14 protein-coding genes are annotated in these 14,304 nt (G+C 70.2%); 8 read left to right on the top strand and 6 right to left on the bottom strand.

Annotated elements, in window-relative coordinates; all coding sequences use genetic code 11:
• Positions 1–16: 16 nt before the first annotated feature.
• Positions 17–1,168, bottom strand: coding sequence for a heme/hemin ABC transporter substrate-binding protein (locus tag ACLBXX_RS00660; protein ID WP_447656393.1), 1,152 nt, complete (start codon positions 1,166–1,168; stop codon positions 17–19).
• A gap of 144 nt (positions 1,169–1,312) precedes the next feature.
• On the opposite strand from ACLBXX_RS00660, the gene ACLBXX_RS00655 reads away from it, so the two are divergent.
• Together ACLBXX_RS00655 and ACLBXX_RS00650 are read left to right on the top strand one after the other, a co-directional pair.
• Entirely contained in the window at positions 1,313–4,825 is a 3,513-nt protein-coding gene (locus ACLBXX_RS00655) for an HtaA domain-containing protein (RefSeq protein WP_447656392.1), read from the top strand.
• Positions 4,826–4,925: 100 nt separating this feature from the next.
• Positions 4,926–5,279 carry a potassium transporter Trk gene (locus ACLBXX_RS00650; RefSeq protein WP_447656391.1) on the top strand — a complete coding sequence of 118 codons (354 nt, stop codon included), beginning with the start codon at positions 4,926–4,928 and terminating at the stop codon, positions 5,277–5,279.
• 9 nt (positions 5,280–5,288) lie between these two features.
• Here the strand turns inward: ACLBXX_RS00650 and ACLBXX_RS00645 are convergent, their stop codons facing one another.
• Positions 5,289–5,900 (bottom strand): zinc-binding alcohol dehydrogenase, encoded by a 612-nt coding sequence (locus tag ACLBXX_RS00645; protein ID WP_447656390.1) that lies wholly within the window; start codon positions 5,898–5,900, stop codon positions 5,289–5,291.
• A gap of 161 nt (positions 5,901–6,061) precedes the next feature.
• Between ACLBXX_RS00645 and purM the strand changes: the two genes are divergently transcribed.
• The 4 genes from purM (at position 6,062) to ACLBXX_RS00625 (ending at position 10,403) form a co-directional block, all read left to right on the top strand.
• Positions 6,062–7,213, top strand: a complete 1,152-nt coding sequence (gene purM, locus ACLBXX_RS00640; protein ID WP_447656389.1) for a phosphoribosylformylglycinamidine cyclo-ligase — start codon at positions 6,062–6,064, stop codon at positions 7,211–7,213.
• Positions 7,214–7,246: 33 nt separating this feature from the next.
• Positions 7,247–8,707 carry an amidophosphoribosyltransferase gene (gene purF / locus ACLBXX_RS00635; protein WP_447656388.1) on the top strand — a complete coding sequence of 487 codons (1,461 nt, stop codon included), beginning with the start codon at positions 7,247–7,249 and terminating at the stop codon, positions 8,705–8,707.
• Between the two features lie 175 nt (positions 8,708–8,882).
• The gene (locus ACLBXX_RS00630) at positions 8,883–9,110 is read left to right on the top strand and encodes a hypothetical protein (RefSeq protein ID WP_447656387.1); all 228 of its coding nucleotides are present in this window, start codon (positions 8,883–8,885) and stop codon (positions 9,108–9,110) included.
• 54 nt (positions 9,111–9,164) lie between these two features.
• Entirely contained in the window at positions 9,165–10,403 is a 1,239-nt protein-coding gene (locus ACLBXX_RS00625) for an MFS transporter (protein ID WP_447656386.1), read from the top strand.
• Between the two features lie 96 nt (positions 10,404–10,499).
• Here the strand turns inward: ACLBXX_RS00625 and ACLBXX_RS00620 are convergent, their stop codons facing one another.
• Positions 10,500–10,697, bottom strand: a complete 198-nt coding sequence (locus ACLBXX_RS00620) for a DUF3073 domain-containing protein (RefSeq protein WP_141895483.1) — start codon at positions 10,695–10,697, stop codon at positions 10,500–10,502.
• Positions 10,698–10,865: 168 nt separating this feature from the next.
• Here ACLBXX_RS00620 and ACLBXX_RS00615 point away from each other — a divergent pair, with 168 nt between their 5' ends.
• The gene (locus ACLBXX_RS00615) at positions 10,866–11,405 is read left to right on the top strand and encodes a universal stress protein (protein ID WP_447656385.1); all 540 of its coding nucleotides are present in this window, start codon (positions 10,866–10,868) and stop codon (positions 11,403–11,405) included.
• 79 nt (positions 11,406–11,484) lie between these two features.
• Here ACLBXX_RS00615 and ACLBXX_RS00610 read toward each other — a convergent pair whose 3' ends face one another.
• Positions 11,485–12,093, bottom strand: a complete 609-nt coding sequence (locus ACLBXX_RS00610) for a PadR family transcriptional regulator (protein ID WP_447656384.1) — start codon at positions 12,091–12,093, stop codon at positions 11,485–11,487.
• Positions 12,094–12,097: 4 nt separating this feature from the next.
• Positions 12,098–13,054, bottom strand: coding sequence for a DUF4097 family beta strand repeat-containing protein (locus tag ACLBXX_RS00605; protein ID WP_447656383.1), 957 nt, complete (start codon positions 13,052–13,054; stop codon positions 12,098–12,100).
• A gap of 148 nt (positions 13,055–13,202) precedes the next feature.
• On the opposite strand from ACLBXX_RS00605, the gene ACLBXX_RS00600 reads away from it, so the two are divergent.
• Complete coding sequence (locus ACLBXX_RS00600) at positions 13,203–13,982, top strand: MerR family transcriptional regulator (protein ID WP_447656382.1); 780 nt, start codon at positions 13,203–13,205, stop codon at positions 13,980–13,982.
• Between the two features lie 89 nt (positions 13,983–14,071).
• Here the strand turns inward: ACLBXX_RS00600 and ACLBXX_RS00595 are convergent, their stop codons facing one another.
• Positions 14,072–14,236 (bottom strand): hypothetical protein, encoded by a 165-nt coding sequence (locus tag ACLBXX_RS00595; RefSeq protein ID WP_181911764.1) that lies wholly within the window; start codon positions 14,234–14,236, stop codon positions 14,072–14,074.
• Positions 14,237–14,304: the final 68 nt, after the last annotated feature.

Raw genomic sequence — 14,304 nt, 5'->3', positions numbered from 1 at the left:
GCGGTCATGGTCCCCGTCACGACGCCGGCTCCTCGGCAGCGGCCGGGGTCGCACTCGACGCCGGCGCGTACACCGCACGCGCGAGCGCCCGGATGACCTCCGCCGTGCGCGGTCCGAAGCTCAGGATCTCGGCATCGGCCATGTCGACCACGCGGCGGTGCTCGCCCGCGGGTGTCTGCCGCAGTGCCGGGATGCGCTCGAGCAGCCCGTCGACCCCACCGACCGATGCGAGGCCGTCGGTCATCATCACGACGACGTCGGGCTGCGCCGCGACGAGCGCCTCGGCGGTCATGGGCTTCATGCCCTCCCAGCCGATCTCGCTCGCGACGTCGATGCCGCCGACCGCCTCGATCAGCGAATCCGCCCCGGAGTCGCGGCCGAAGATGTAATAGACGTTCGCGCTGCCTCGCACGTAGAGGAAGAGCATGCGCGGACGATCGGATGCCGCCGCCGGCGCGATCTCGGCCACCTCGGCGCTCGCCGCCACGACGTCGGCATCGAGCCGCTCTGCGAGCGCGTCACCTCGCCCGGGCACGCCCAGGGCTCCGGCGATCTCCGAGACGAGGTCGGCGACCGTGTCGGCGCGCCGCTCGCTCGAGACCACGACGACGGCGATGCCCGCGTCGCGCAGCTGCTGGCGCACCTCCTTCGGGCCGATCGAGGTGTCGGTCAGCATCACGGTCGGCGCGAGCTCGAGGATGGCCTCGGCGTTGAGCGTGTGCCCCGACTTCGTCACGACCGGAAGGTCCTCGGTGCCGTCGAACGACGTCGACGAGTCGCGTCCGACGACCGCGTCCCCGAGACCCAGGCCGAACACGGTCGCGGCGATCGTGCCCGAGATGTCGACCGGCAGGATGCGGCTGACATCGGTGATCTCGACCGCGCGGCCCTCGGCATCCGTCACCGTCACCGGCAGGTCGGGAGCGTCGTCGGCCGCAACGGGCTCGATCGCGTGCGACGCCAGGCAGGCCGTGGAGGGTCCGGTCGCCGTGCGCGGGTTCTCAGCGAGAGCCAGGGATGCCAGTGGAACGGATGCTGCGGGGCAGTCCGCGTCGACGGCATCGGCGGCCGGCGTGGCACAGCCGGCGAGGGCGAACGCGGCCACGAGCAGCGCGATCGCACCGGCGAGGCGTGCCGAACAGCGACGGGAGAAGGAAATGCGAAACATTAGGTGAGCCTTACCTTAGGCTTGACGTCGGCTGTGAGAGTGCTCTACGTTCGAGTCGATATTAGGTTAGCCAAACCTAAGCAACCACCCGAATCGCACTGATGCGCCGGTGCGCTTCGGCGTGCGCGGCGCCGGAGACACCCCGTGAATACGCAGCCGTTCCTGGATCGCAGCCGCGCGAGCATCGCCGCGCTCCTCGCCTTCCTGCTCGTCGTGGCAGGAGCCCTCACCGCCGTCCCGGCCTTCGCCGCCGGGCCATCCGTCTCGGCCACGCAGGCCCCTCGAGCCGGCGGGGCGATCACCGTCACCGGCTCGGGCTTCTCTGGCGTCGCGCCGGGTGTCTACGTCGGCGTCGGGCCCGCCGGCCTCAGCGGCTTCTACGGCGGCGCGATGGGCGACGTCGTCTGGGTGTCGCCGGGCAACGCCGACGGCTCGATCGGCAGCGGCCGCACCGCGCCGATGACCCCGGAGGGCACGTTCAGCGTCCAGGTGAGCGTTCCGGCCCACACCGACGGCGCGCAATACACGGTGTACACCTCGAAGGCGCACGGCGGCGGCATGACCGATCCGAGCCAGAACGCGACGACGGCCATCGTCTGGGAGCCGCTCCCCGCCGTCGCGACGAGCACGACTCTGACGGTCGACCCGGCCGCCTCGAGCCTGGCCGGCGCGGACTTCACCCTCGGCGCGACCGTCGAGCCCGCAGCATCCGGAACCGTCTCGTACTTCAACGGTGAGGCGCAGCTCGGCTCCGCCGCCGTCGGCACGACGGTCACCGCGAGCATCGCCACCGCGGGCACCGCGCAGCTGAAGGCCGTGTTCACGCCGGCTGACGCTGCGGCGTTCACCGGCTCGACCTCGTCCGTCGTCTCGTACGAGATCACCGCACCCCCGGCCGAGCCGGAGCCCCGGACGCCGACGCTCACGCTCTCGAAGACCACGGGCCTCGACAGGGACGGTGAGACCGTCACGGTGACGGGCTCGGGATACAACCCCAACCAGCCGATCTACGTCGCGATCTGCACGGATGTCCCGCTGTCGGAGCTGTCGTTCACCTTCATCTCCGCGGGCTGCACCGTGGGCGCCAAGCAGGTCACGAGCAACCCGACGACGTCGACGCAGGTGAAGTTCAACGCGGACGGGTCGTTCACGACCGAGTTCCGGGTCGCGCCGAAGGCCGGCTCGACGGCGGTGTACACGCTCGCCAACCACACCGCGATGAACGACCGCTCGCAGGACGCCAAGGTCTCGGTGAGCTTCGCCGCCCCGACGCCCGTCGCAACCCTGTCGGTCTCGAAGACCGAGGGGCTCGACCCCGCCGGCGAGAGCATCACGGTGACCGGCACGGGCTACGAGGTCAACACCGGCGGCATCTATGCGCAGATCGGATGGATCGTCGAGGGAGCGTGGACGCCGATCTCGGCATCCGAGACCCGCGCGTCGAACCGCACGAACGCATACGCGGCGCTGGTCGGCTCCGGATACCCGAATCAACCCGCGTTCACCGTCGCCGAGGACGGCTCGGGCTCGTTCTCGTGGACGGTGACGATCGACCAGGCGAAGCTCGACGCGAAGAAGCTCGAGGGTGGCACGCTGGCCGTGTTCACGCTCGGCTCGCACTCCAATTGGGTGCAGCCCGCGAACGAGCGCTTCGTTCCCCTCTCGTTCGCCGACCCCGAGCCCGCGCCTGCCCTCGACGTGACGGTGAAGGATGCTGCGGCCACCACCGGTGCGACCATCAAGGTGTCTGGATCGAACCTTCCCGACGTCCCGGCGGTCTACGCGGCCGTGATCGAGAAGGGGACCGAATCGCAGGTCACCGCCGGCGGCGGCTACGCGGCGTTCGCGCTGCCGTTCCCGTCCGTCACTGCCGGGTCGACGACCTTCACCGTCGTCGCGCCGACGGCGAAGCTCGACCGCGCGAAGCAGTACGAGGTCATCGTGTGGAAGCAGCACTCCAACCCGGGTGCCGACACGATATACGCCCGCGGCGACGTGCCGTTCACGGCCGATCACTGGACGAAGCTCTTCCCCGAGGTGACGCCGCCGACCGATCCGGGGACACCGGTCGATCCCGGCACGCCGGTGACCCCACCGGCGACGGCGCAGGGCGGCTCGCTCTCGTGGGCGATCTCGTCGAGCTTCGCGAGCTACATCACGAGCAGCACCGCGAAGGGGAGCATCGCCGTGACGGGCGGCGCCACCCGCTCCGGCGGCCTGTTCCAGTTCGGCCAGGCGACCGGCAGCACGTATGACGCGGCGACCGGCACGGGCACCGTCTCGTACAACGGTTCGGTCCGCTTCACGGGCCACGGCGGCGTCCTCGATGTCACCATCGCGAACCCCGAGGTGCGCATCACGTCGGCGAACGCGGCGACGCTCTACGTCACGAGCGGCGGCTCGCAGGTCGCGTTCGCGAACCTCGATCTGTCGGCCGCGGTGCGCGTCACCGCCAACGGCACCGTCTCGTACTCGCGCGTGCCGGCCACGCTGACCGCGGCCGGGCGCAGCCAGGTGTTCCAGGGCTACACGACCGCCCTCGACCCGCTCGCGTTCACGATCGGCGTCCCGGCGGCCGCGCCCGCGGGTTCGACGGGCACCGTCGCGGCGGCTCCCGCGTCGACCACGCGCACGACGTCGCTGCCCGCCGCTCCGCCCGCCTCGACGGGCATCGACCTCGACGACGACACCCTCGCCGCGCTGCAGAAGGGCGAGCCGGTCACGGTCTCCGCGTCGGGCTTCACCCCGAACGAGGAGGGCATCAAGGTCGTCGTGTACTCGACGCCGACGCTCCTCGGTGAGGTGGCGGCGGATGCCTCGGGCAACGCCACGTGGACGGGTGCGCTGCCCGCCACGCTCGAGGACGGCGAGCACACGCTGACGTTCCAGGGATCCGTGGACCGCGGCATCCGCTTCACGCTCGCCCGTGCCGCGATCGCCGCCGGCTGCTTCGTCGAGGCCGCCAGCCTGAACTGGGGCTTCAAGGAGACTTTCCGCACATACATCGAGGGCATCGCCGCCGGCGGCTGGGAGCTGACCGACGTCGCGTACGAGTACCCCGAGTTCGTCTGGACGGCGGGCACGGGAGCGGTGGATGCTGCGACCCGAACCGGTCTCGTCACCTACGGCGGCAGCATCCGTTTCACCGGTCACCAGGGCGCGCTCGACACGACGCTGTCGAACGCCCGCGTGGAGCTGGCGGGCGACACCGGCTACCTGGTGTTCGACGTCAGCGGCACGACGCAGGCGGGTGAGCGGGTGACGGCCGCGGGCATCCGGTTCGCCGAGTTCGCCCTGCCCGACCTCGAGGTCACCGACGACGGGCTCGTGCTCGACGCGCTTCCCGCGACCCTGACCGACGCGGGGGCCGCCGCCTTCGGCACGTACCCGGCGGGCGACGAGCTCGACCCGGTGTCGGCCGTGCTCCCGGTGGCGGGCGACTGCGCGGTCGCGGCAGCGCCGGTGAAGGCCGAGGAGGTGCCGGTGGCCGAGTCCGCCGAGGCCGAGGTCCTCTCCGCCGACCAGACGACGGCGCCGGTTTGGCCGTGGGCGCTCGTGGGGATCGCCCTGGCCCTCGGGATCGGGGCCGTGGTCTGGATCGTGGTCTCCCGCCGCCGTGCGACGGCCGGCGGCAACGGAGACCAGACGGCCGGCTGAAACCAGCCGTCACCCCGGCGGCGTCCCGCTCTCGGCTTCCGAGCGGGGCGCCGCCTTTCTCATGCGCGCGCAGCCGCCCGCCGGGTGGGACAATGGAGGTATGCCCGAGCACAGCCAGGACCGCATCGAGACCGTGCGCGTGCGACGCGCACCGAAGATCTCGGTGTTCCTGATCGTGGGGGCACTGGTCGGGGTCTTCGTCGCAACGATCCTCACGTTCGCGTTCAACGGCACGGCCGACGCGAGCCCGAACACGGGGGTCGTGTACTCGCAGGGTCAGGTGTTCGGCTTCCTGGCGCTCATCTGCGCCCCGATCGGCCTCGCGCTGGGCGGCATCCTCGCGCTCATCCTCGACCGCCGGTCACGGCGTCACACGCAGCAGGTCACTGTCGACCACGAGCAGGTGCACGTCGACCCGGAGCCGGGCACCAACGGCCACGGCCCGGCCCGCTGAGCCCGAGCGCTACGCCAGCTCGGCGATGATCGGGTGGATGGCGGCATCGAACGCCGCGACATCGCCCCGCAGTCCGTCGGTGACGGCGATCGTGAGCGAGCCGATCCACCACACCCCGCGCTGATTCAGCGGCAGCACCTGCACGTTGAGCTCGAACGAGTGCGCCCGCCGGCCGACCTGGCGCTCGTGCTCGGCGATCGCCCCCGCGTAGGCGCGGTACGCCGTGCCCGTGCTGTGCGAGGCCTCTTTCCGGTACCGCGCGTTCGCCGACTGCGCGAACGCCACCGCCTCGATCGCATGCGGTTGGAAGGCCGCGCGCAGCTCGTCGCAGCCCTCGGTGGGAAGGGCGAGCGCGGTGTCGAAGCCGTCGACGAGATCGAGGGGGACCGGCGAAGGATGCGCCTGCGGCTCGACGGTCATCGCCCAGAACTCACGCCACTGCCGTTCCAATAGCGCCTGGGCCTCTTCGGACCGGTCGTTCGCACGCGGAGGGATGCCGCGGAGGTGCGGCAGCTCCTCCGGAGACCGGATGCCGAGTACCTGGCGCAGGTAGAGGGCGAGGAGAACCGGCTGACCGGCGTCTTCGCGGATCAGCCACTCCGGAGCACCGGCGCCGCCCATGCCGCCATTGTAGATCCGGGCGTCGACGTCGAGGCGGGGCGAAGAACAGAAGAGGAGACGGATGCTGCGACCCGGCCCGCGCGAGAGACTCCGCGAGACCCGGGCGTAACAGCGGCGGCCCCCGGCATCCGTCCAGGTGGGTCGCCGGTAGGCTGGTAGCCGTGGCCTCATCCGAACGCGATGCCCCCTCCCGCCCCGAAGAGCCCGTGAACCCGTACGCGGCTGCCGGCGTCGACACCGCCGCCGGCGACCTCGCCGTCGAGCTGATGAAGTCGGCGGTGCGGCGCACCCACGGCCCGGAGGTGCTCGGTGGCGTCGGCGGCTTCGCCGGACTCTTCGACGCGGCCGCCTTCAAGGCCTATGACAAGCCGCTGCTGGCCACCAGCACCGACGGCGTCGGCACGAAGGTCGCGATCGCGCAGGCCATCGACAAGCACGACACGATCGGGCAGGACCTCGTCGGCATGGTCGTCGACGACATCGTCGTGGTCGGCGCGAAGCCGCTGTTCATGACCGACTACATCGCGTGCGGCAAGGTCTTCCCCCAGCGCATCGCCGACATCGTCCGCGGCATCGCCGAGGGCTGCGAGGCCACCGGCACGGCCCTGGTCGGCGGCGAGACCGCCGAGCACCCCGGCCTTCTGGGCGTCAACGACTACGACGTCGCGGGTGCCGCGACCGGCGTCGTCGAGGCCGACCGCGTGCTGGGCGCCGAGCGGGTGCGCGAGGGCGACGTGGTCCTGGCGCTCGCGAGCTCCGGCCTGCACTCCAACGGCTACTCGCTGGTGCGCCACATCGTGGCGGGCTCCGGCATCCAGTACGGCGACAACGCCGCCGACTTCGGCACGACGTGGGGTGAGGCCCTGCTCGAGCCGACCCGCCTCTACACGCTGCCGCTGCTGCGCCTCATCGAGGCGACCGGCAACGCGGTGCACTCCCTCAGTCACGTCACCGGCGGCGGCATCGCCGCGAACCTCGCGCGCGTGCTCCCGCAGGGCACGTGGGTCGAGGTCGACCGCTCGACGTGGTCGCCCTCGCCGGTCTTCCGCGTCCTCGCCGACCTCGGCAACCTCGAGCTCGAGGCGACCGAGGGCACCTGGAATCTCGGCATCGGGTTCCTCGCGGTCGTGTCGGCCGACCAGGCCGAGGCCGCAGCATCCGTTCTCTCCCGCGAAGGCATCGCGACGTGGCAGGTGGGTGTCGTGCACACCGGCGACCGCCCGGCCGACGGCCACTGGGAGCAGGGCGCCAAGGGCGTCGACGGCGGCGCAGTGCGCCTCGTCGGCGCATATGCAGACCACACGGCTCGCTGAGCCGGGCACGAACAGCAGGAGCTAGCAACACCCATGTGCGGAATCGTCGGAATGGTGGGCCGCGGGTCCGTCAACCAGGAGATCTACGACTCCCTCCTCCTCCTCCAGCACCGGGGTCAGGACTCCACGGGCATCTCGACCGCCGAGCGCAACGGTGTCGTGCACATGCACAAGGTCAAGGGGCAGGTGCGCGAGTCGTTCCGCACGCGCGACATGCGCGCGCTCCTCGGCGAGATCGGCCTCGGCCACGTCCGCTACGCGACCAAGGGCACGGCGTCGAACGAGGAAGAGGCGCAGCCCTTCTACGTGAACGCCCCGTACGGCATCGTGCTGGTGCACAACGGCAACCTCACGAACACGCGTGAGCTCACCGAGGAGCTGTTCCACAAGGACCGCCGCCACCTCAACACGTCGTCCGACACCGAGCTGCTGGTCAACGTCCTTGCGAACGAGCTGCAGTCTTCTATCTCGGGCCTCGAGCTCGACCCGGCGCAGGTGTTCCACGCCGTCAGCCGCGTGCACGAGCGCGTCGAGGGCTCGTACGCGGCCATCGCGCTGATCGCGGGCTACGGTCTGCTGGCGTTCCGCGACCCGTTCGGCATCCGTCCGCTCATCCTCGGCACGCGCAAGAACGAGGACGGCCACTACGAGTGGGTCGTCACGAGCGAGTCGCTCGTGCTCGAGAACGGCGAGTTCGAGGTCGTGCGCGACGTAGACCCCGGCGAGGCCGTCTTCATCGACCTCGAGGGCAACCTCCACACGCAGCAGTGCGCGACCGACCCGCAGCTCGTGCCGTGCTCGTTCGAGTACGTCTACCTCGCGCGCCCCGACTCGGTCATGAACGGCATCTCGGTCTACGAGGCGCGTCTTCGCATGGGCGACCGGCTCGCCGACACCATCGCGAAGTACACGCCGAAGGAAGCGATCGACGTCGTCATGCCGATCCCCGACTCGTCGCGCCCGGCGGCCATGCAGGTCGCCCGCAAGCTCGGCGTCGAGTACCGCGAGGGCTTCTACAAGAACCGCTACGTCGGCCGCACGTTCATCATGCCGGGCCAGGCCGCGCGCAAGCGCAGCGTGCGCCAGAAGCTCAACGCCATGTCGAGCGAGTTCAAGGGCAAGAACGTGCTCCTCATCGACGACTCCATCGTGCGCGGCACGACGTCGAAGGAGATCATCCAGATGGCACGGGATGCCGGGGCCAAGAGCGTCACGTTCGCCTCGGCCGCGCCGCCCGTGCGTTACCCGCACGTCTACGGCATCAACATGCCGTCGCGTCACGAGCTGGTGGCCCACGGCCGGACGATCCCGCAGATCGCGGAGGAGCTCGGCGCCGACTTCGTCGTCTACCAGGAGGTCGAAGACCTCAAGGCCGCGATCCTCGAGGGCTCCGACGTTGAGGATCTCGACATGAGCTGCTTCGACGGCCGCTACATCACGGGCACCGTCACCGACGAGTACCTCGCCTGGGTCGAGGGCTCGCAGGAGTCCTGACCTCCCGCCCGCCCCGGGCCGAGGCATCCGTCCTCCGCGCTTCCGAGCGCCGCGCGCGTAACTCGGAGATCCGCCGAGAATCGGACGCTTCGCCCCGAAACGTCCGAGTTTCGAGGCATCTCCGACTTTCGCGAGGCGCTGGCCGCGGCGACGAAGAGCCTCGTAGGCTGGCGCCGTGTTGGGTGACGACCCCGTCGGCTTCCTCGTGTGGGTCCTCATGCTGCCGGTCATCGCCGGCGCGGTCGTCGGGCTGGTGGTCGGACTCGGGTTCGCCGTCGTCATGGGGCTCGCCGCGTTCAACCACGGCCTCGCCCGCCTCGTGCGGCGCACGGCGGACGCGATACACGCCCGCCGGCCTGGGTCGCAGGAGCGCACGACTGACGTGATGCCCGACGAACCCTGACGGGTGTGAAGGCGTGCGGGCCGAGGCATCCGTGCACGCCCGTAGGCTTGGGGAGTGAAGTCGTCTCCTGCCCGCCCGCTCTGGCAGGGGAGGACCCTCGCGCTCGTCGGGATCGTGCTGTTCGCGTTCTCGCTGCGCTCTGCGGTCGCCTCGCTGTCGCCCCTCTACGATCACATCGCCGCGGACTTCGCCGTCCCGCCGGCGGTCATCGGGCTCATCGGCACGGCGCCGCCGGTGTGCTTCGCGATCTTCGGGTTGCTGACGCCCGCGCTCGAGCGCCGGTTCGGGCTCGAACGCCTCGCGGTCGCGGCGATGGCGGTCGTGACGCTCGGGCTCGTCGCCCGCAGCTTCGCGCCGAGCTGGGGCCTGCTGCTCGCCGGCACCGCGCTGGTGTTCGCCGCGGTCGGCACGGGTAACATCCTGCTGCCGCCGCTCGTGAAGCGATACTTCCCCGACCGCATCGGCCTGATGACGACGATCTTCTCGACCACGATGGCCGTGTCGACCTTCCTGCCGCCCCTCATCGCCGTTCCGATGGCGGATGCTGCGGACTGGCACCTTTCGCTGGGTTTGTGGGCCGTCTTCGCCCTCGTGGCGATGATCCCGTGGATCGGTCTCGCGGTGCGCCACCGCGCTGAGCAGGCCGAGAAGGACGACGAGGACTTCGAGGAGCCGAGCCCGCAGGCGTTCGGCCGCATGTGGCGGATCCCGCTCGCGTGGGCGCTACTGGTCTCGTTCGCGGTCTCGAGCACCATCGCCTACACGTCGTTCGCGTGGATGCCTCAGCTGCTGGTCGACATCTCGGGCGTCACTCCGGCGACGGCCGGTGCGCTGCTGTCGCTCTTCGGATTCATGGGCCTGCCGGCATCCCTCGTCGTGCCGCTGCTGGTCACGCGCTGGAACGCCACCCGACTGCTGTTCGGGGTCGCGGTCGCGTGCGGGTTCGCCGGCATCGCCGGGTTCCTCTTCGTGCCGACGGCCGCGCCGTGGCTCTGGGTGGTGCTGCTTGGGCTCGCGCCCCTGCTGTTCCCGATGATCCTCGTGCTCCTCGGCCTGCGCACGCGCACGCACGAGGGCTCGGTCGCCCTGAGCGGGTTCGCGCAGAGCGGCGGCTACGCGATCGCGGCGCTGTTCCCCTTCGGCATCGGCCTGCTCCACGAGGCGACGGACTCCTGGACGGGTCCGCTCATCGTGCTGGCGATCGTCGTCGCGGCAGCGATCCCCGCAGGGGTCGTCGCGGCCCGCCCCCACACCGTCGAGGACGACTGGGCCAGGCGCCACGGCGCCTGGTGAGGCATCCCGGGGACGCGAGGGCGGCGCGGGCCGGGCGGTCTCCGGGGTCGACGATCACCGGTCAGGCCACCGCGGAGGCGACCGACGTGAGAGGTGTTACGCCTGCGACGACGAGAGCGGCGAGGTCTCGTCCTCGTCTTCGTCGTTGTACTGGTCGGCCCACTTGTCGACGTACTCGTCTTCACTGTGGTGACCGAGCTCGCGCTCGAGCGCCGAGTAGTTCACGCTGTACGTGTCGTACTTCAGCTCTCGGGCGATCTTGGTGTGCTTCGCCTTCTGACGGCCACGCCCCATGCGAGACCCCCTCATTTAGGATCGCGGGCTATTTTGCAGGCTCTCGGCCTCGCAAACCCGGGCATTCACGAATCCGGCTTCGAACCGGTAAGAGTAGCATTCAGGATAACACGGAGCCCCCGTACCCCGGCGGTTCCGACGCCACCGGTGGACGAGGAGTGCGGACATATGACCGACGAGGCATCCGAGCCGGAAGGCGCTGCGACGACCGATGCGAGCCTGCACGGGGCGGTGATCGCGGGTGTGATCCCCGACCAGTCGCCGCGCGTCCTGAAGGAGGCGGCGCGCTACGCGAAGCTCTTCCAGGCGCCGCTCGTGGTCGTGCACGTCGACGTCACGCGCTTCGTCACCTACGAGGACCCCGACGGGTACGTCCACTCAGCGCCCATCGACATCAACATCGCGGCCGGCGAGGGTGAGCTCGCGAAGGTGCAGGATGCCGCAGCATCCGTTCTCGGCGAATCCGGGCCGGAATGGACGGTGCGCCAGCTCGTCGGCGACCCCGCGATGGCTATCAAGCACTTCGCCGACGAGATCGACGCGCGCCTGCTCGTCGTCGGCACCCGCAAGCGCGGCTTCGGCGAGTCGGTCCGCGAGTTCTTCACCGGCTCGGTGGGCGCGCGCCTCGCGCACCGCCAGCACCGCCCGATCCTGATCGTCCCGCTCGGCGAGCCCGTCCCCGACGACGAGGAGATCTGGCCCGCCTGACCGGGACTCTAGCGCCCGAAGACGAAACGCCCTGGGCTTCCGAGGAAACCCAGGGCGTTCGACTGAGGGATGCTGCGGCTCAGCCGCGCAGCGCGCGTGTCACGTCGCGGGCCACGCGGTCGAGCTCGCTCGCGAGCTGGTCGACGATCGACGCGGCGAGCTCGCCGCCGCGGGCGACGTGGACGCGGACATCGCCGCGGACGTTGGCGCGGAACTCGTTCACGAGGGCGTCGACGCGCTGCACCTGTTCGCGGCTGCGGACGCGGGGGTCGTCCTCGCGGGAGGGCTGCGGCGTGGACTCGCGCTCGTCGCGGGACGCGGCGGCGAGGTCGGCGCGGAGGCTCTTCATCGCCTCGCGGACGCTCCCGCGCACCTCGTCGGCGATGAGCCGCACCGAGTCGGCGAGGCCGGCCTCGATGCCCTCGAGCTCGCCGGCGCGCGACTGCACCTCGGCGTGGCCGGCCTCTGTGATCGCGTAGACGGTCTTGCGGCCGTCGACGGTCTTGGTCACGAGGCCCTCCTCTTCGAGCTTCGCCAGACGCGGATAGATGGTGCCGGCGCTCGGGGTGTAGGTGCCCCCGGTGCGGTCCGACAGGGCCTGCATGATGTCGTAGCCGTGGCGCGGCCCTTCATCGAGCAGGTTCAGCAGATACAGGCGCAGGTCGCCGTGCGAGAAGACCGGGGCCATGGTCTCACCACTCCTCTTCATCGACGCCCGCAGCCGGCTGCGAACCCGCCGGCTGACCGCCGGGCGCCTGGTCGCCGCCGGCCGAAGCCGGAGCCGACGCGGGTGCGTCGACGGACGCGTGGGGCGCGGCATCCGTCACCGGAGAAGCGGCGCGGCGCAGCACGGTGATGTCGCCCGAGACGCTGTGGGCGCGCACGTCGGCGAAGCTGCCCGAGAGCTCGCCTACGGAGCCGGCGTAGTTGGTGGTCGGGCCGGTGCCGTTGCCGGAGCGCACGACGCCGTCGACCTGGACCTTGCCGCTGACGCTGCGGATGACGTAGTTGGCCGGGTGGCCCTCGTCGAGGCGCACGGTCGAGGTGCCGCTGACGGTGTTGAGGCCGACCGACAGGATGTCGCCGGCCGAGTCCACGAGGACCGAGCCCGAAACCGTGTCGATGGTGGCCTTGCGGAGGGTTCCGGTGGCGGCCACGTCGCCCGAGACGCTGTTGGCGTTGAGCGAGCCGACGAGCTCGCGCACCTGCACGTCGCCCGATACGGCGTTGACCGACAGGTCGCCGGTGAGGCCGTCGACGATGATGTCGCCCGACACGGTGTTGAGCGAGGCGTTGTTCTGCAGGCCCGAGACGAGGGCGCTGGCGCTGACGACGCCGAGGGTGAGGGCGATCTCGCGGGGGACCGCGACGCTGATCTCGGCCTTGGGGCCGGAGGTGCCGAAGTTGCGGAACACCTCGAGGAAGTTGTCCCAGCGCAGCTGCGGGTGGTCGATCTCGACGTGGTCGTCGGCGACCTCGATGCGGAGGTCCTTGACGGTGACCTCGTGCACTTCGATGCGGATGCCGGGCTCGTCGTGGGCGATCACGTCGACCTGCCCGCCGACGAGGCCGATCTTGAGCGTGCGCACGTCCTCGATGTCGATGACGCGCGTCTCGCCCGGGTGGATGATCCACTTCTCCAGGGTCATGACTGCTTCTCCTGCGGTATCTCTAGGGGGTGATCCGTATCGCGATATATCGCGTGAGACGAGCGTAACACGATATATCGCGTCTTTGTCAAGAATCTTGCTCGAATTTGCTTGACCTTGACGCAGCGTCAACGTTTAGCGTGAAGACATGACAGAGCAGGAGTGGTCGATCCAGCAGATCGCGAAGCTCGCCGGCACCACCAGCCGGACGCTGCGTCACTACGACGACATCGGCCTGCTCGCGCCGTCGAGCATCGGCCACAACGGCTACCGGTACTACGGCCAGGCCGCGCTCGTGCGGCTGCAGCGCATCCTGCTCCTGCGCGAGCTCGGACTCGGACTGCCGCAGATCGCGGCGGTGATGGAGCGAGAGACCGGCGAGGTGCCCGCCCTCGAGGCGCACCTGGCATGGCTCCGGCAGGAGCAGGACCGGCTGGCGCGGCAGATCGCGTCGGTCGAGAACACGATCAGTGCAGTGAGAGGAGGTGAACGACTGATGGCAGAGAACATGTTCGACGGCTTCGACCACACGCAGTACAAGGACGAGGTCGAACAGCGCTGGGGCAAGAAGGCGTATGCCGACAGCGACCGCTGGTGGCGCTCGATGAGCGCCGACGAGAAGTCCGCGTGGCAGCAGCAGGTCTCGGACCTCGGCCGTGACTGGATCGCGGCCGCGGAATCCGGGATCGCTCCCGACAGCGACGAGGCTCAGGCGGTCGCGAAGCGGCACGTCGAGTGGCTGACCGGCATTCCCGGTACGCCCGCGGCGGCGCCTGGCGGCGACGCGAAGGCCTACGTGATCGGCCTCGGCGAGATGTACGTCGCCGACCCGCGGTTCGGCGCGAACTACGCGACGAGCCAGGGCGGCACGCACGGCGCCGAGTTCGTTCGCGACGCGCTCCGCGTCTACGCGGCCGCGAACCTGTAGTCCGGCACTCGAAGCCGAGAAGACAGACGGATGCCGCGGCCACCAGTGGCCGCGGCATCCGTCCGTCAACTGATCCTGTGGTGCAGGGGTCAGGTGCCTCGTCCGCCGCTGATGACCCGGAACAGGAAGGCGATCAGGGCGATGACGCCGACGATGATGGCCACCCACAGCAGCCAGCTCAGCGCCGAGTTGAGGCCGCCGACGATCGCAAGGATGATCGCGACGACGATGATGATGATCAGGGCGAGGTTCATAGGAGCTTCTCCTTCTTCGTCGTCGATGCATGTGATGCATCGCGTGCCTCGTGGGCACATCTCGACAG

This window comes from Microbacterium sp. C23T, from assembly GCF_053345975.1.
Note: the sequence above shows the minus strand (reverse complement) of the source record. Positions and strands in the feature narration are given on the sequence as shown.